This is a genomic window from Methylophaga thalassica MP (genome assembly GCF_000214595.1).
In the GTDB taxonomy this organism is placed as follows: Bacteria; Pseudomonadota; Gammaproteobacteria; order Nitrosococcales; family Methylophagaceae; genus Methylophaga; species Methylophaga thalassica.
Window position 1 is genome coordinate 1 of record NZ_AFIG01000001.1, and the last position, 16,328, is coordinate 16,328.

A 16,328-nucleotide genomic window follows, 5' to 3' on the forward strand; every position below is an offset into this window, starting at 1 on the left:
CCTAACGTAAGTACCCACACAAATTACTTGATACTATTTTGTTAAAGAGCGTTTGTTGCTGATGTTTCCTGCAACAAAGAAGCGAGAATTATACAGCTCTCTGCCAGACTGTCAACTTAATTTTTTACATTTTTTGAAACTGTAAACCTTAAGCCAAATGCCAATTCAACTAGCCTTTTCGGGCTCCCTCATCAGCAAGAGGGGCGCATATTACGCGAGGAAATTCATGAAAGCAACACAAAACCGTAATATTTTTGTCATTTTCCTTTCCCTTTAAAAGCAGACACCCCTTTACTCACCGATAACCACTTAATAAATAAGAAGGTAATTATCAAAACGTATTCCACTTGCACCGTATTTAATTCTGCTTATGTCGGTATAACCACTTTTCATAAGCAAAACTAAGCGCTGCCAAGTAGCCGTTTAGCTCATTCAAACGTTTAAAAATCTACTTGATAATTTTAGCCAACGATACAGACCTGCATATAAGAACAAACTCTTTAGCTAATAAAGCCAGAGTTTTGAGACCTCCCAACAAGGCTGCTAGGCATCGCTAAATTTATTATAAAAATTTAGTTGATCATTCAATGGTAGGAAATCGAAGTTGTTATTGAGGGTATTAAATATGAAACGGAGTGATTGATACGTCCGTATCTACTTTTCACTCGTCATAACGACCGCAGATACATAATCCTAGTATGGAGAAACTTATTTTTTTGGAAACAACGATTACAACTGAGTGGAGATAATTGAATTGTGCAGTTTTGTGATATGGCTCAAGCAAAGCATAAACTACAGGCAATAAAAAAGGGTTATGCTTTTAGCATAACCCTTTGAATTTGTGGTGGGCCGTCTGCGACTCGAACGCAGGACCATCGGATTAAAAGTCCGGTGCTCTACCAACTGAGCTAACGGCCCAAACCAAGCGGCATATAATACCGTTTTCTAAATAAATGACAACCCTTTTGGCACATTTTTTTTAAATTAATTGTGAGGTGTCTATGATCAGCATAGCTAAACCTGATGAAGCGACACTAAAAACCGCTTTAAATAACGCCGAATTAATGCTCGAAACAGGCCATGATCATCAACATGTTGCTCAGGCATTATTGTATATGGATGAAAGAAACCATCTCATGAGCAATATTGTGAGCGCCGTAGAGAACTATTTTCTATTGGAGAACGAACAGGCCAGAAGTGATTTATTAACAGCGTTTAAACGTTTCAAAACATTTGAGATTGAATCAGCAACTGAAATAGAAGCTGAATTAACCTTAGATCAGTCTTGATAAGGTGTTGGATCAGTTATGCCTGCTTGCCTGAAACCTTCCTTACGGAATCGGCAAGAATCACATTCACCACATGCACGGCCTTCATTATCAGCTTGATAGCATGACACCGTCAGACTGTAATCCACGCCTAAGGAAATACCTTTTTCAATAATGGCCTGCTTACTTAAGTCTATTAGTGGAGTCTCTATCGTTAACTTATGACCTTCCACACCCGTTTTTGTTGCTAAATTGGCCATCTTCTCAAAAGCAGCAATGTATTCAGGACGACAATCCGGATAGCCAGAATAATCTACCGCATTGACACCAACAAAAATGGCATCCGCTTCTAAAACCTCAGCCCATCCTAATGCAATTGATAAAAATACTGTATTTCGTGCTGGCACATAGGTAATAGGAATGCCTTCTTCGTGCTGTTGTGGAACAGCTATGGACGAATCAGTCAGTGCTGAACCACCAATGGCAGTGAGATCAATATTGATAACTTTATGTTCAGTAACACCCATGGCTTCAGCAAGTTTGGCTGAGGCGTGTAATTCTGCTCGATGGCGTTGACCATAATCAAAGCTCATCGTGAAACATTTATATCCCTGTTGCTGGGCAATCGCCAGCACAGTCGCAGAGTCAAGTCCACCGGATAAAAGAATGACGGCTTTTTTCAACGTCCTTTCTCCTCACCCCATAGATATTTGTGCATCTGTATTTGCATTCTTACGGGTAAATTGTCTTCAACAACCCACTCAGCAAGCTCAGCTGGTTGTAACTGCCCGTGAATAGGGGAAAACAATACTTCACATCGTTCATTTAGCTGATGCTGCTGTAATTTCTGTTTTGCCCAGTCATAATCATCACGGTGACAAACCACAAATTTAAGTTGATCGTGAGTATTTAATAGTTCGATATTCTCATAACGATTTTTACTTTCTTCGCCTGAGCCTGGTGTTTTCAGGTCCATAACGCGGCTGACTCGTTTATCCACTTTACTTATATCCATAGCCCCACTGGTTTCTAATGACACCTCATAACCACGATCACACAATGCCGTTAATAGAGGTATACAGTTGGGCTGAGCGAGGGGTTCACCACCAGTCACACAGACATATCGAGGATTAAACGCAGCGACTTTGGCCACAATCTCATCGAGGTCCATCTTTTCTCCGCCATGAAATGCATACTCAGTATCACAATAACCACAGCGAAGCGGACAGCCTGTCAGCCTGACAAACACAGTCGGCAGTCCTACTGTACGGGACTCACCCTGTAGAGAATAAAAAATTTCCGTTATACGACATTGCGCCATAAAATTACCGGCTCACTGTCTTAATTAGCTTGCTGATTGATACGTTCTAACCTGGCTTTTGCGAGTCTGGCTGCAGAACTATTTGGGTACTTTTCTACTACTTGATTCAACGTAGCTTCAGCTCGTTGGCTATCCCCCATTTCCTGTTCGCTAAACCCTCTTTTCAAAAGCGCATCTGCTACTTTTGAGCTTGTAGGATATTCATCAATAACGATTTGGAAAAGCGCAGCCGCGTCAGCAAACTGTCTTAACACATATTTTGCTTCACCTTGCCAATAATAGGCATTAGGTAAATACACACTGCCCGGATATTGTTCAGGGAATTTTGCTAAGGCATCAATTGCCTGTTGGTATTGACCGCTTCGCAACGTTTGCAGGGCAGCTTGATAGGCGGCCTCACCATTTTCAACAGCGACTGGTGCTGCATCAGTAGGAGATGGCTCATCAGTTGTTTCATTAATACCAGCATTCGCCATTGAAGTATCTGCTGGCTCATCACTGCTTACTAAGTTACTGGCATTCGTAGAGGCATTGTTTTCTAATTTTTGCAGGCGCTCGTCTAAGTCAATATACATTTCTTTCTGACGTTTTTGCGCTTGCTCTAGCTCATGCCTTAATGTTTCATTATCACCATTAAGACGCTGAATTTCATTTTGTAACTGATCAACACGAGTAATCAGGTTCATCAGCCCCTGGCCTTGAATGATTCGCTCCAGCCTTTCTACACGCTGCTGAAGTGGCTCTGTCTCTGCCCAACTAATATTGGGCAGAGTAACAGCCAGAATCACGGCACAAATGAATTTTCTTTTGCCGTTAATCTGCATTTTTCTATCGACCTAAATAAACAATTTCTACACGACGGTTTTGCGCCCAGGCAGATTCATCAGAACCATCAACTGCTGGTCTTTCTTCACCAAAACTTGTTACCTGAAATTGACTCATATCAGCCCCTTGTAACATTAAAATTTGACGAATAGATAAAGCACGGCGTTCACCTAATGCAAGGTTATATTCACGCGAACCACGTTCGTCAGTATGACCTTCTAATCTGACTGTCACATTAGGGTGTTTCGCTAAATAAGCAGCATGAGCCTGTAAGGTAGCTTGATCTTCCTGACGAACATTCGCACTGTCATATTCAAAGTAAACCACACGGTTAGATAACGGATTTGAAGGATCATTCAACTCATTACCCTGGTAATCATCTTCACCCACGACAACCTGAGTTTCTGAGCCGTACTCACTACCATCAGCATTACCTTGGCCATTAACACCTGATGTTTGTGCGCTTAGATCCTCTACAGCCACATCGCCTTCATTCATACCTTTATTCGGTGTTGAACTACAAGCAGCTAACCATAACAATGGAACTAAGACCGCAAACAATTTTAATTTTTTCATTTAATTGACTCCTATCACTTACTTTTTAAAAGGCGACCATGCCGGTTCACGTACCGCACTACCTGATTCTCCCAGGCGTTGTTTAATTCGGCCATCAACGGACACTGCCGCTAATACACCTCTGCCTTTTTGCTCGGTTGCATATAAAATCATGCGGCCGTTTGGCGCAAAGCTCGGGGACTCATCAGCCCGCGTTTCAGTTAACACCTGAACCGCGCCTGTCTCTAAATCCTGCACGGCAATATGAAACTTACCGTTAACGCCATGCACCATTGTCATCATGCGTCCATCAGGAGAAATATCTGCAGAGGCATTGTAGTTGCCTTCAAAGGTAACGCGTTCAGCACGGCCACCATCTGCATTCACTTTATAAATTTGTGGTCTGCCACCACGATCAGAGGTAAATAAAATCTCACGACCATTTGGCATCCATACCGCTTCAGTGTCAATCGCTTGTGAATTGTGTGTCACACGCGACAATTTTCCAGTGCTTAATTCTAAGACATAAATTTCCGGGTTACCGTTTTTTGATAAGGTAACCGCTAATTTTTTGCCATCAGGTGACCATGCTGGCGCACTGTTCAAACCACGAAAAGAAGCGACTGATTGTCTTTTACCGGTGCTAAGTTCTTGCACAAAAATTTCAGATTTTGCATTTTCAAATGTCACATAGGCGAGACGATCACCATCAGGTGCCCAACTTGGCGACATGATAGGTTGTCTTGATTGCAGTACTGTTCTTGGGTTTGCACCATCTGCATCAGAGATTTGTAAGGCATAACGCTTACTGCCATCTGCATTCTTAATTTCTGTCACAAAGGCCAGACGCGTCGAAAAGACGCCTTTTTCACCTGTCAGGGTTTCATAAACGATATCGGCGATTTGATGTGCAAGGTTGCGCATACCGGACGCGGGCACATTATAGCGTTTACCCACAAGTTGCTGTGATTTGTATACATCATACAATTGGAATTGTACTTGATAGTTTTCCCCATCCTGGCTGCTAACCTTACCGATCAATAAGCCTTCAGAGCGCAATAACCGCCAATCCGCAAAGTTCACCTGCTGGCCTTCATGTGGCTGCGAAATTAACTCGCTTTGTTTTAATGGTGCGAACCGACCGCTACTTTTTAGATCATTACTGATAATACTGGAAATATCTTCCGGCGGCGCGAAGCCTTCATTGCCAAATGGGACGACAGCAATTGGTAGCGCAGCTTCCGAACCACCTGTAATTTCGATTGTTAATAACGCATGTGCCGGCCATGGCACAAAAAACATTAATAGCGCGACTGTTTTTAACCAACGTGTGAACATCGCATCCATCCTCTATTCGGGTTTAAAGATAAATTGAAAATCTCGTAATGCTGCTGCAGCTTTTGGATCTGAAGGCTGCGGTAGCGGCGCTGCTTTATATACAGCTGACTCAGCAGATCGATCAAAGACTGCATTGCCACTACTTTTAACAATTTTCACATTCTTAACATCACCACCGGGTAACAGTGACACTTGTACTGTACATTGAAGTCCTGATTGAACATTTGCCGGCCTTAACCAATAACGTTTTACACGTTGTTGAATCATCAGGCTGTATTGATCGACAACGCTTTTTACCCGGCGTGCTTCACGCTCCTGCTGTTCCTGCTCAAGTTGGCGTTGAAGATCTGACTCGGCAGCTTTCCTGCGAGCTTCCTCTTCAGCCTTACGTTTCGCTTCTTCTGCTTTACGTTTGGCTTCAGCTTCGGCTTTACGTTTTTCTTCCTCTAAACGTTTCTTCTCAGCTTCGGCCTTTTGTTTGGCTTCTTCCGCTTTACGCTTCTCTTCCTCTAAACGTTTTTTCTCTGCCGCCGCTTTTTGTTTTTCTTCTTCTATACGCTTTTGCTCAGCTTCAGCTTTACGCTTTTCTTCCTCTAGGCGTTTTTTCTCGGCTTCTACTTTTTGTTTTTCAAGTTCAGCCTGTTTACGCTCAGCTTCAGCTTTTTGTTTACGTTCTTCTTCCAGCTTTCTTTGTTTTTCTGCTTCTAAACGTTTTTGTTCTTCCGCTTCTCTTTGTTTAGCTAGATCAGCAATACGTTGTTTTTCTTCTTCTGCAGCCTTCGCTCTTTGTTCTGCTTCAATACGAGAGCGTTCTTCCATGTCCTGATATTCCTGCTCCTTACGGGCAAGTTCTTTTTGTGTTTCTTCCAACTGCTCCTGCACTTTTTGCTGACGTTCCTGCTCAGCGTTTTTCTTATCTTGCTCAAGCTTCTCCAGACGGGCAACTTCTTGCTCGACAAGGTTTTCATCTAACACGGTTGCCTGAACAATTTCTTTTTGTGGTTCTTGTGCTAATGGTTTTGGCGTTGAAGTCCAATCCATACCAATGATGAACATGGCGAAAAGGACGATATGTAACACCAGAGATGATGCGCCAGCAAAAAGATTGTCGACGATGTTGTGTTTCATAATATTACTGAGCGTTCTCGGTTGATTCTGGCTGCTGGGTAATCAGGCCAACACTAGGCGCACCTGCTTTTTGCAATAACGCCATTGCAGAAACTACATGCCCATAACTCGCTGCACTATCGCCTTTGACCATCACAGGTGTTTTAGGGTTACGACTCAAGACTGCGCTAGTTATTGCCATCAGTCTTTCTGGCCCAACAGCTTCATCTTGCTTGTCACCTACTGCCGCATAAAAGTTGCCTTCTGCATCAACGGAAACAACAAAAGGTTCTGTATTTTCTGGTGAGTCAACGGGGTTTGCATCTGCCTGCGGTAACTCAACCTGAACCCCCTGAGTCAACATGGGGGCAGTGATCATAAAGATGATTAATAACACCAGCATGACGTCGATATAGGGCACAACATTAATGTCGCTCATCGCCTTGCGTCGTTGTCGTCTGTTTGAATGTACAGCCATGACCTAACCTCGGGGCTAACTATGTTGACGCTGTAAAATAGAAGAAAACTCTTCCAGGAAAGTATCGTAGCGATTGATTAAACGCTCAACTTCGTTGGAGTAACGGTTGTATGCAATAACGGCTGGAATAGCAGCAAACAAACCCATTGCGGTAGCGATCAACGCTTCTGAAATCCCTGGCGCAACCATGGATAACGTTGCCTGCTGTACATTACCTAATGCACGGAAAGAATTCATAATCCCCCAAACCGTACCAAACAAACCGATATAAGGACTGGTAGAACCAGCTGTTGCCAGGAAAGGCAGTGAGGTTTCTAATTGGTCAATTTCTCTTGCCAGCGAAATTCGCATCACACGCTGGGCGCCTTCAAGTACATAGTTACTATCTGTCGAGGTTTTCTTTAAGCGGACAAATTCTTTAAAACCGACTTCAAAGATACCTTCCATGCCTCGGCTGGTGTGTGGACGTGAGGAAATATCTTCATAGAGTCGATTCAGCTCGTTGCCAGACCAGAATTTATCTTCAAAATTATCCGCGTCACGTTTTGCTTTTGCCAACTCGCCCCGCTTACGGAAGATAATCAGCCACGAATAAAATGAAATCATTAATAACACCAGCATCACCAGTTTAACAATCAAACTAGCTTCAGCTATTAAGGTGATAATCGATAGATCAGCAGTCACTATGCAACTCCGTCAAAATAAAATTAGGTATGGGTTTGGGGCGAAATGTCTCTGCATTAAGACTCGCAACTCTGACCAAAGCATCACACAACAGTTCCTCACCGCGATAGATACTCTGCTCAAAAACAATACTGGCACCGGATCTTTTCTGCAGACGGGAGATGACTTGTAAGAGGTCATTAAATACAGCAGGACGCCGATAATTAATCTGCATTGAATGCACAGCAAACAACAAACCTTGTTCTTGTCTGAGTGTACTCTGCTCAACGCCTAACGCTCTTAACCACTCCGTTCTTGCCCGTTCCATAAAGTTCACGTATTGCGAATGATACACGACTCCGCCGCTATCGGTATCTTCATAATAAACCCGGATTGGCCAAACAAATTCTTTCATAAAATTATTGACCATCCAATGTCAGATCAGGACTTAATCCCAGGTGCAGCCAGGCACGTTTGGTCGCGACACGACCGCGTGGAGTGCGCATGATAAAGCCTTCCTGAATCAAGTATGGCTCCAGTACATCTTCTATCGTGCCACGTTCTTCACCAATGGCCGCCGCCAGGTTATCTAAACCCACAGGTCCGCCTTCAAACTTCTCAATAATCGCCAGCAGTAATTTCCGGTCTAACATATCAAAGCCGTAATTATCGACATCAAGTAAATCCAGTGCCTGTCTGGCAATTTCCGCTGTCACCTCTCCGTTAAAACGGACCTCAGCGTAATCTCTAACACGGCGCAGCAGACGATTGGCTATACGCGGTGTACCGCGTGAGCGTCGTGCGACTTCATGAGCACCACTGACATCTAACTTTACATTCAATATTCGAGCACTTCGTTCAACAATCGTACTTAAATCCTGTGTATTGTAGAACTCCAGCCGTTGAACAATCCCAAAGCGATCACGTAAAGGTGAAGTGAGCGAACCCGCCCGAGTGGTAGCCCCCACCAGCGTAAAGGGTTCCAGGTCCAGCTTGATAGAACGAGCAGCAGGGCCTTCACCTATCATGATATCGATTTGGTAGTCTTCCATCGCCGGATAAAGCACTTCCTCAACGATAGGACTCAGTCGGTGAATCTCATCAACAAACAAAACATCATTAGGTTCGAGGTTAGTCAGTAAGGCAGCCAAATCACCTGGTCTCTCCAGAACGGGCCCCGATGTTTGGCGTAGATTGACCCCCATTTCATTGGCAATAATATTCGCCAGAGTCGTTTTACCTAACCCGGGCGGCCCAAAAATCAAGGTGTGATCAAGTGCCTCTTTTCGCTGTTTAGCCGCTGAAATAAACAAGTCCATCTGCTCACGGACAACAGGTTGACCAATATAATCCTCAAGTGTAATCGGACGAATTGCACGATCAATACGTTCTTCATCGTTATTGCTCTGTGGAGAAATAAACCGTTCTTCCATGTCAGTTTCTCTGCAATGCTTGGCGGATGATTTGTTCGGTGCTCATACCTTCACTATCAAAGCTACGTAACATTTTATCGGCTTCGTTAGGTTTATAACCCAGTGCCACCAGCGCTTCAATCGCTTCACTTTTGGCACCCGCTGTTGTCATTGGCATTTCCGAAACAATGGTATCAATGCCCATAGCTGAGCTGACTTCTTTAAGTCGGTCACGCATTTCGACAATCAATCTTTCGGCTGTTTTTTTACCTACACCAGGTAAACGGGTGAGACTGGCAGTATCCCCTTCCTGCACACTACGGGCAAAAGTATCCACATCACTGCCAGAAAGAATCGTTAAGGCAAGCTTGGCGCCTACTCCGTTGACTTTCAATAGACTTCTGAAAAGTAAGCGCTCACGTTCAGTCGCAAAAGCATATAAAAGCTGAGCATCCTCTCTCACCACCATATGGGTGAAAAGCATCACTTCTTCATTCACAGCAGGTAAATTAAAGAACGTCGACATGGGTGCTGATAACTCATAACCAACACCATGCACATCCAGAACAAGCTCTGGTGGCTGCTTTTCAATAATAATGCCCCGCAAACGTCCAATCATCGACTATATCTTCCCCCGCGCCGAGTGGTGCGCATACCTGCTGGTAATTTACTCTGACTACCACCAATAGCAGAGTGATGTGCATGTGTGAGAGCGCAGGCCAAAGCATCGGCCGCATCCTCTTCGGGTGATTCAGGTAAACTCAAAATCACCGACATCATATATTGAATTTGTGCTTTATTTGCATGGCCATTGCCGACCACGGCTTTTTTTATTTGGGTCGCCGTATATTCTGACACGGTCAATTGCTGATTTACCGCCGCACAGATAGCCGCACCACGGGCCTGACCCAGTTTTAAAGCAGAATCGGCGTTTTTATGTAAAAAGACTTTTTCAATCGCCATCATATCGGGTTGATAACGTTCAATCAGATCCGTTAAACCTTCAAAAATTTGCCTTAATCTATCGGCAAACTCGCCATCACCGACCATTAAACGGCCGTTGATGACGTGTTTTATTTTTTTTCCATCAATTTCGATAATGCCAAAACCGGTTTTTCTTGAACCAGGATCAATCCCCAGGATACGCGGCATACCTTATGACATCAGCTATTCAGCTGAGCCATGACCTCATCAGAAAAGTCTGCGTTAGAATACACTTCCTGCACATCATCCAGATCTTCAAATGCTTCGATCATATTGATGGCTTTTTGGGCATCATCGACATCCAGACTGACGGTGGTATCAGGATGCATGGTTACCTGGGCTGATTCAGCTTCCAGCCCAGCAGCATCTAATGCATCTTTGACCGTTGAATAGTCTTCAGGCGAAGTAAACACATCAATAGATCCATCAGCATTAGTCACAATATCTTCAGCACCTGCTTCAAGTGCCACTTCCATCACCGCATCTTCATCAGTGCCACTAGCCAGTGAAATAATGCCTTTTTTGTTAAACAGAAAAGCGACGCAACCATCCGTTCCCATATTGCCACCACGTTTGGTGAAAACATTACGCACAGCGGCAACAGTGCGGTTACGGTTATCAGTCATGCAGTCAACCATAATCGCCGTGCCATTTGGACCATAACCTTCATAGCGTATTTCTTCATAGTTAACGCCTTCCAGTTCACCGGCACCACGTTTCGTTGCACGCTCGATGACATCTTTTGTCATGTTCGCGCCTAATGCTTTATCTATTGCAGCACGTAACCGTGGGTTAGAAGCTGGATCACTGCCGCCCATTTTGGCTGCAACAGTAATTTCACGAATCAGCTTAGTGAAGAGTTTGCCGCGCTTGGCATCCTGCGCACCTTTTCTATGCTGAATATTTGCCCACTTACTATGACCTGCCATGTACTTATTTACCTCTTTTATTGCCAGCCTGAACCTCACTGCTCAGGCGAATAGTCCTAAATTATCGAACTAATGTGTTCCAGTTTTTGTAAACATCACTGCGACCATAAACCTGGTCAAAATACATTGCCTGAAGTTTTTCAGTGATGGGACCACGTGTACCCTCACCAATCGGACGGTTATCCAATTCTCTGATAGGGGTAACTTCAGCCGCTGTACCAGTGAAAAAGGCTTCGTCAGCGATATACACTTCATCACGGGTGATACGTTTTTCAACGACTTTCAGGCCAATATCACGTGCCAGCGTCATAACTGTTTCACGGGTGATGCCTTCCAACGCCGATGTCAGCTCAGGTGTATATAAAACCCCATCACGTACCATAAAGAAGTTTTCACCACTACCTTCACACACAAAGCCTTGTGCATCTAATAATAATGCTTCGTCATAACCACAGCTAACCGCCTCTTGCAGCGCCATCATTGAGTTCATGTAGTTACCGTTGGCTTTCGCTTTACACATGGTGATATTGACATGGTGACGTGTGAACGATGATGTTCTGATGCGAATACCTTTTGTCATATTTTCTTCACCGAGGTAAGCACCCCAGTGCCATGCCGCGACCATAACGTGTGTGTTTAGATTATCAGCACGGATCCCCATGCCTTCTGAACCATAAAAACACATTGGTCTGATATAAGCTGAATCCAGATTATTTTCACGAACCACAGTCCGTTGAGCTTCGTTGATCGTTTCCTTATCAAATGGCATGCCCATGCCTAAAATTTTGGCACTGCGAAAAAGACGATCAGTGTGCTCCTGCATACGGAAGATAGCCGTGCCTTGTTCTGTTTTATAAGCACGCACCCCTTCGAATACGCCCATGCCGTAATGAAGAGTATGAGTCAGGACGTGGACTTTGGCCTCACGCCACGGTACTAATTCACCGTCGAGCCAGATAACGCCATCACGATCTGCCATTGTTGCTACTGCCATATGCTTTATTCCAAGTTCATTGATTAATCTGAGTCTGATTTCAGGCGTTATCACCTAACCAGCGCTGCCAAATCTGCACAACCTGCTGCGGAAAGTCTTGTAACTGAGTTACCGACATTAATGTGGGTCTATCCTGTAAAACACAGTGGTTGGCTTCGTTCCGATAATAACGATAGGCGTCTGCCAACATTTCCCCTTCAGCGGGTTTAAGCTTTCCGGAAGCCACTAGCGCTCCCAAAATCCTAATATTATCGGTGTAAACGAGTAATTCAGGCAAGTCCATTGACCATGCCAATACTGCATATTGCACCATAAATTCGATATCAGTGATACCACCTTTACCCTGTTTTAGATCAAATAGTTGGCTATCACTCTTATCCAGTTGCTGACGCATTTTCGCACGCATCTCTCTAACTTGCTCCGCCAGCATCGCTTCGTCGCGGGGTCTCGCCAATATATCTTGACGAACATCCGTCACTTTTTGCGCAAGTTGGCGGTCTCCAATCACGTTGCGCGCACGCACCAGCGCCTGATGTTCCCAGGTCCATGCTTCTTTTTGCTGATATTCTGTAAACCCTGATAATGGGCTGACTAATAAGCCAGATGCACCGCTCGGCCGCAAGCGCATATCCACTTCATAAAGAATACCGCCAGGAGTCACCGTATTTAGCAGGTGAATCATGCGTTGAGCCAATCGGGTATAAAACACTATTAAATCAACTGGCCGCTCACCATCGGTCATACCTTCCTGCTCATCATCAAAAATAAAGACAAGATCGAGATCGGAACCATACCCAAGCTCCAGCCCCCCCAACTTACCATAGGCAAGAATGGTAAAACCGCACTGCTGAGGATCATCATTATCGGTAACCGGTGGATAACCATGCTTGGCAACCAAGTGTTCCCAAGCGATTCGCCATACTTGCTCCAGAAGAAGTTCTGCGAGTTCTGTTAATTGATCACCGACCCCCATCAGAGGCAACACGCCTGTCACATCCGCTGCAGCCACGTGTAAAGTCGCAATCTGACGAAACTCACGCAGACGATTCATTAATTGCTCTAAATCATCGGCATCAACGGATGATAAAAACTGCAGTAACTGTATTTTTAACTCTTCTTTTTCAGGGACTTCATAAAGTGAGCGAGGATCGAGCAACTCATCCAGCAACACAGGGTATTTTGCCAACTGGGTACTGATTAGAGGACTAGCAGCACAGAGCTTGACCAGTTGCGATAATGCCATCGGGTTTTCTACTAATAGCGCCATATAGGCACTGCGACGCATAATAGATTCCATCAATGGCATTAAGCGTGGCAAACACGCATCAGCATTCTCGACATTGCCTGTTGCTTGTAATAACAGCGGTAATAATTTCTCAAGCCGTTGCCTGCCGGTTTGACTCAAATTTCGGCAGATATGCAGATCAAGTAATTTATCGACAACGGCCAATATTTCAGCAGGGTCGTCGTAACCACATTGTTCAATAAACGATAACTTTTCTTCAGGCTGGGCATTGAACAAAGAAATTTTTATCCCAGCACCATCATCACCGGCTTGTGGCGCCGTCAGCAACTGGTCAAAATGCTCTTGTATCTGTTGCCGATAGTCTTTGAGTACTGAATAAAAACTTCTCCAATCGTCAAAGCCCATACTTTGTGCAAGTCGGTATCTTGATGCGTCATCACTGGGCAAAATATGGGTTTGTTGATCGGCCCAGGCCTGAATACGATGCTCTGTTCTACGCAGAAATTCATAAGCGCGTTTTAACTGGCTTACCGCATAAGTAGACAATAATTTTCTATCCGCTAATAAATCGAGAATGGTCAGAATAGGTCGTTGTTGCAGGGGCCGATCACGCCCACCATAAATTAGCTGAAAAACCTGGCCAATAAATTCAACTTCACGGATACCACCTGCGCCCAATTTGATATTGTCGTCCATGCCACGGTGATGCATTTGTCCAGCAATCATTGACTTCATTTCACGTAATGAGTCAAACATGCCGTAGTCTAAATAACGCCGATAAACAAAGGGACGCAACATATCTGATAGAGCTTTTTTATCGGCTTCATTGCCGGTGATAGCCCGGGCTTTAATCATGGCATAGCGTTCCCACTCTCGTCCTTGAGTCTGGTAATACTCTTCCATCGCGTCAAAACTCGAGACCAAGGCACCGCTTTCGCCAAAGGGGCGTAGCCGCATATCCACACGAAAGACAAAACCATCGACGGTCTGGTTATCCAGCGCCTGAATTAATTTTCGTCCTAAGCGAACAAAAAACTCACTATTGCTCAGCGGTTTTCTGCCCCCTTCGGTTTCCCCTTCTTCTGGATAAGTGAATATAAGATCAATATCGGATGACAGATTCAGCTCTCCCGCCCCCAGCTTACCCATCCCTAGCACAATCATCTGTTGTTGATGACCATCTGGCCGTCGGGGCACGCCATTAATCTCAACTTGCCATTGATATAGGATGTCCAACGTCTGTTGGATACAGACATCTGCCATCGTCGAAAGATCTGCCATGGTCTCGGCTAAATCAGCCAAACCGGCCAGGTCCCGCCAGATAATGCGTACCATCATCCATTGCCGGAAATAGCGTAATTTCTGATGTAACAGCTCCTCAGTTGTGACGCCTTGCAGCATGGTAGCCAGCTGCTGACCAATCTCATCCTGAGAAAGCTTTTTTTGCAGTTGTTGTGATTCAAGCAACTGCATCAGCATCTTTTCCTGTCTCTGCCCCCAATGATTAACATAATCACTTGCCGCTAACACTTTTGGTGCTTCATTGAGCAACTCTGGGTAAGTCTTTAAGGCATGCTGCCAAGGTTCTGGCAAAACAAATGCTGAGGACATAAACACTCCGGATAACGATGAGAAAAACACTACTTTAACCTATGGTTACGTAAAGCCAAATGTCCTTCGATAAAAATGGGGATAGACACTTGAATAGGCTTATTGCCTTGCACACAATCTTATTTGTGTTATTTTGAATCGGGTTATTGATTGCCTCGGGTAGTCATCAACACCAATAATTAATGAGGAGTAAGACATATGGATTTTTTTAGACGTTTGAACAAAGTCATTCCGGTTTTATCAATCATGGCTTTTTTGAGTATCTACATGGCACCTGTTCATGCAGCAATGATCGATAACCAACAACTTATTACTCAATCTCAAAGTGACATCACAAAACAAGAAGTGTTACAGCAACTTGACCGCCAGGAAGTCAAACAACAATTATTATCTATGGGCGTTGACCTGAATGATGCGAAAGCACGTATCAATCAAATGAGTGATCAGGAGCTGGCACAGTTAGCACAAAACTTTGATGAAATGCCTGCAGGTAGTGGCATTATTGGAGCCATTCTCGTTGTATTTATCGTTTTAGTGATTACTGATATGCTGGGTGCAACCGACGTATTTGGATTTGTACATGATATTAATCACTAAACAATCATTTTTTAGTGAATTCAAAAACGCCAGACTTTCTGGCGTTTTTTTTATTCTGCTTTTCTTATCTGCTTGTGCCAGTGCACCACAAACCAAAGATTTACTGAACTCACCGCCTGCTAACATTCCGCTACAACACGAACTCACAGAAACAGCCTTTTTTCCTCAGGAAGAATACCAATGTGGACCTGCAGCACTGGCGACCATATTAACGTCTGAAGGTATTGATGTAGTCCCTCAGGATTTAACAGCCAAAGTCTATCTGCCTGAGAAAAAAGGCAGTTTACAGGTAGAAATGATCGCAACGGCACGTAGCTATCAGCTCATGCCGTATAAACTTAGTCCTGATATCAAAGCCATCATTGAAGAAGTTAACTCGGGCAGACCTGTATTGGTTTTCCAAAATCTGGGCCTAACCTGGTATCCCGTATGGCATTACGCCGTCGTTATTGGTTATGAATTAGACAATCAATTACTTATCTTGCGTTCAGGCACCGAAAAAAGACATCAGGTAAGTTTTCAAACCTTCGAACATACCTGGCAAAGAGGCCGCTACTGGGCCTATGTTTTCGTACAACCCAATGAAGTCCCTGTCACCGCCAATCTTCTTAGTTATACCCGTGCAGCTGATGCTCTAATGCAAGTAGGGCAAGATAAGAATGCCTTATTGGCACATAAAACCGCCACACAGCAATGGCCAGATCAGACCTTATCACATATGGCTCTGGGTAATGCCGAGTTCAAAGCTGGACACTACAAGGAAGCTGGATTAGCTTTTGAGAATGCGATAAGAGTTGCCCCGGAAAACGCTCAGGCATGGAATAATTTGAGCTATGCATTAATGAAAAATAATTGCAGGTTTGCGGCGACTCGTGCCATCGTCTGCGCCACCAGAATAGCTCCTGACGATGATAATTTAAAAGACAGTCTGCAAGAAATTATCGGACAACGATCAATGCCTGGCGGTCAGTGTGAAATTCCAACGTGCCCTGAGTTTTAA

18 protein-coding genes and 1 tRNA gene are annotated in these 16,328 nt (G+C 44.3%); 3 read left to right on the top strand and 16 right to left on the bottom strand.

The window, feature by feature from the left end; genetic code table 11:
* Positions 1-842 precede the first annotated feature (842 nt).
* Positions 843-918, bottom strand: a tRNA-Lys gene (locus tag MAMP_RS00005).
* A gap of 83 nt (positions 919-1,001) precedes the next feature.
* Between MAMP_RS00005 and MAMP_RS00010 the strand changes: the two genes are divergently transcribed.
* Positions 1,002-1,289 (top strand): hypothetical protein, encoded by a 288-nt coding sequence (locus tag MAMP_RS00010; RefSeq protein WP_007143895.1) that lies wholly within the window; start codon positions 1,002-1,004, stop codon positions 1,287-1,289.
* Here MAMP_RS00010 and queC read toward each other — a convergent pair.
* The 15 genes from queC to glnE form a co-directional block, all read right to left on the bottom strand.
* Positions 1,280-1,951, bottom strand: a complete 672-nt coding sequence (gene queC / locus MAMP_RS00015; RefSeq protein ID WP_007143896.1) for a 7-cyano-7-deazaguanine synthase QueC — start codon at positions 1,949-1,951, stop codon at positions 1,280-1,282. The genes MAMP_RS00010 and queC overlap by 10 nt on opposite strands.
* Positions 1,948-2,589, bottom strand: coding sequence for a 7-carboxy-7-deazaguanine synthase QueE (queE, locus tag MAMP_RS00020; protein ID WP_040576085.1), 642 nt, complete (start codon positions 2,587-2,589; stop codon positions 1,948-1,950). Before queE ends, queC begins: the two co-directional genes overlap by 4 nt.
* A 20-nt stretch (positions 2,590-2,609) precedes the next feature.
* Positions 2,610-3,413 carry a tol-pal system protein YbgF gene (gene ybgF / locus MAMP_RS00025; protein ID WP_007143898.1) on the bottom strand — a complete coding sequence of 268 codons (804 nt, stop codon included), beginning with the start codon at positions 3,411-3,413 and terminating at the stop codon, positions 2,610-2,612.
* 4 nt (positions 3,414-3,417) lie between these two features.
* A complete protein-coding gene (gene pal, locus MAMP_RS00030; RefSeq protein WP_007143899.1) occupies positions 3,418-3,990 on the bottom strand; it encodes a peptidoglycan-associated lipoprotein Pal in 573 nt (190 codons plus the stop codon).
* Between the two features lie 18 nt (positions 3,991-4,008).
* Entirely contained in the window at positions 4,009-5,307 is a 1,299-nt protein-coding gene (gene tolB / locus MAMP_RS00035) for a Tol-Pal system beta propeller repeat protein TolB (protein WP_007143900.1), read from the bottom strand.
* A 12-nt stretch (positions 5,308-5,319) separates the two neighbouring features.
* Entirely contained in the window at positions 5,320-6,435 is a 1,116-nt protein-coding gene (gene tolA / locus MAMP_RS00040; RefSeq protein WP_007143901.1) for a cell envelope integrity protein TolA, read from the bottom strand.
* 4 nt (positions 6,436-6,439) lie between these two features.
* Positions 6,440-6,892, bottom strand: a complete 453-nt coding sequence (tolR, locus tag MAMP_RS00045) for a protein TolR (protein WP_007143902.1) — start codon at positions 6,890-6,892, stop codon at positions 6,440-6,442.
* A 15-nt stretch (positions 6,893-6,907) separates the two neighbouring features.
* Positions 6,908-7,576, bottom strand: coding sequence for a protein TolQ (gene tolQ, locus MAMP_RS00050; RefSeq protein ID WP_007143903.1), 669 nt, complete (start codon positions 7,574-7,576; stop codon positions 6,908-6,910).
* The gene (gene ybgC, locus MAMP_RS00055) at positions 7,566-7,970 is read right to left on the bottom strand and encodes a tol-pal system-associated acyl-CoA thioesterase (protein ID WP_007143904.1); all 405 of its coding nucleotides are present in this window, start codon (positions 7,968-7,970) and stop codon (positions 7,566-7,568) included. The genes tolQ and ybgC overlap by 11 nt, the downstream gene beginning before the upstream one ends.
* 4 nt (positions 7,971-7,974) lie before the next feature.
* A complete protein-coding gene (ruvB, locus tag MAMP_RS00060; protein WP_007143905.1) occupies positions 7,975-8,988 on the bottom strand; it encodes a Holliday junction branch migration DNA helicase RuvB in 1,014 nt (337 codons plus the stop codon).
* 1 nt (position 8,989) lies between these two features.
* On the bottom strand, positions 8,990-9,586 hold the full coding sequence (ruvA, locus tag MAMP_RS00065) for a Holliday junction branch migration protein RuvA (RefSeq protein ID WP_007143906.1): 597 nt from the start codon (positions 9,584-9,586) through the stop codon (positions 8,990-8,992).
* On the bottom strand, positions 9,583-10,119 hold the full coding sequence (gene ruvC / locus MAMP_RS00070) for a crossover junction endodeoxyribonuclease RuvC (RefSeq protein ID WP_007143907.1): 537 nt from the start codon (positions 10,117-10,119) through the stop codon (positions 9,583-9,585). The genes ruvA and ruvC overlap by 4 nt, the downstream gene beginning before the upstream one ends.
* An 11-nt stretch (positions 10,120-10,130) precedes the next feature.
* Positions 10,131-10,880: a YebC/PmpR family DNA-binding transcriptional regulator gene (locus tag MAMP_RS00075; protein WP_007143908.1), complete on the bottom strand. Its 750-nt coding sequence runs from the start codon at positions 10,878-10,880 to the stop codon at positions 10,131-10,133.
* A gap of 61 nt (positions 10,881-10,941) precedes the next feature.
* On the bottom strand, positions 10,942-11,874 hold the full coding sequence (locus tag MAMP_RS00080) for a branched-chain amino acid transaminase (RefSeq protein WP_007143909.1): 933 nt from the start codon (positions 11,872-11,874) through the stop codon (positions 10,942-10,944).
* A gap of 40 nt (positions 11,875-11,914) precedes the next feature.
* Positions 11,915-14,731 (bottom strand): bifunctional [glutamate--ammonia ligase]-adenylyl-L-tyrosine phosphorylase/[glutamate--ammonia-ligase] adenylyltransferase, encoded by a 2,817-nt coding sequence (gene glnE / locus MAMP_RS00085; RefSeq protein WP_007143910.1) that lies wholly within the window; start codon positions 14,729-14,731, stop codon positions 11,915-11,917.
* Positions 14,732-14,929: 198 nt separating this feature from the next.
* Here glnE and MAMP_RS00090 point away from each other — a divergent pair, with 198 nt between their 5' ends.
* Positions 14,930-15,328, top strand: coding sequence for a PA2779 family protein (locus MAMP_RS00090; RefSeq protein WP_007143911.1), 399 nt, complete (start codon positions 14,930-14,932; stop codon positions 15,326-15,328).
* Positions 15,312-16,328: a PA2778 family cysteine peptidase gene (locus tag MAMP_RS00095; RefSeq protein WP_007143912.1), complete on the top strand. Its 1,017-nt coding sequence runs from the start codon at positions 15,312-15,314 to the stop codon at positions 16,326-16,328. The genes MAMP_RS00090 and MAMP_RS00095 overlap by 17 nt, the downstream gene beginning before the upstream one ends.

Coding starts and splice junctions, on each gene's coding strand:
- queE (WP_040576085.1), bottom strand. CDS start 2,589: ATGGCGCAATGTCGTATAACGGAAATTTTTTATTCTCTACAGGGTGAG.
- MAMP_RS00095 (WP_007143912.1), top strand. CDS start 15,312: ATGATATTAATCACTAAACAATCATTTTTTAGTGAATTCAAAAACGCC.
- MAMP_RS00075 (WP_007143908.1), bottom strand. CDS start 10,880: ATGGCAGGTCATAGTAAGTGGGCAAATATTCAGCATAGAAAAGGTGCG.
- tolB (WP_007143900.1), bottom strand. CDS start 5,307: ATGTTCACACGTTGGTTAAAAACAGTCGCGCTATTAATGTTTTTTGTG.
- ruvB (WP_007143905.1), bottom strand. CDS start 8,988: ATGGAAGAACGGTTTATTTCTCCACAGAGCAATAACGATGAAGAACGT.
- ruvC (WP_007143907.1), bottom strand. CDS start 10,119: ATGCCGCGTATCCTGGGGATTGATCCTGGTTCAAGAAAAACCGGTTTT.
- tolR (WP_007143902.1), bottom strand. CDS start 6,892: ATGGCTGTACATTCAAACAGACGACAACGACGCAAGGCGATGAGCGAC.
- ybgF (WP_007143898.1), bottom strand. CDS start 3,413: ATGCAGATTAACGGCAAAAGAAAATTCATTTGTGCCGTGATTCTGGCT.
- MAMP_RS00080 (WP_007143909.1), bottom strand. CDS start 11,874: ATGGCAGTAGCAACAATGGCAGATCGTGATGGCGTTATCTGGCTCGAC.
- ybgC (WP_007143904.1), bottom strand. CDS start 7,970: ATGAAAGAATTTGTTTGGCCAATCCGGGTTTATTATGAAGATACCGAT.
- MAMP_RS00090 (WP_007143911.1), top strand. CDS start 14,930: ATGGATTTTTTTAGACGTTTGAACAAAGTCATTCCGGTTTTATCAATC.
- tolA (WP_007143901.1), bottom strand. CDS start 6,435: ATGAAACACAACATCGTCGACAATCTTTTTGCTGGCGCATCATCTCTG.
- pal (WP_007143899.1), bottom strand. CDS start 3,990: ATGAAAAAATTAAAATTGTTTGCGGTCTTAGTTCCATTGTTATGGTTA.
- glnE (WP_007143910.1), bottom strand. CDS start 14,731: ATGTCCTCAGCATTTGTTTTGCCAGAACCTTGGCAGCATGCCTTAAAG.
- ruvA (WP_007143906.1), bottom strand. CDS start 9,586: ATGATTGGACGTTTGCGGGGCATTATTATTGAAAAGCAGCCACCAGAG.
- MAMP_RS00010 (WP_007143895.1), top strand. CDS start 1,002: ATGATCAGCATAGCTAAACCTGATGAAGCGACACTAAAAACCGCTTTA.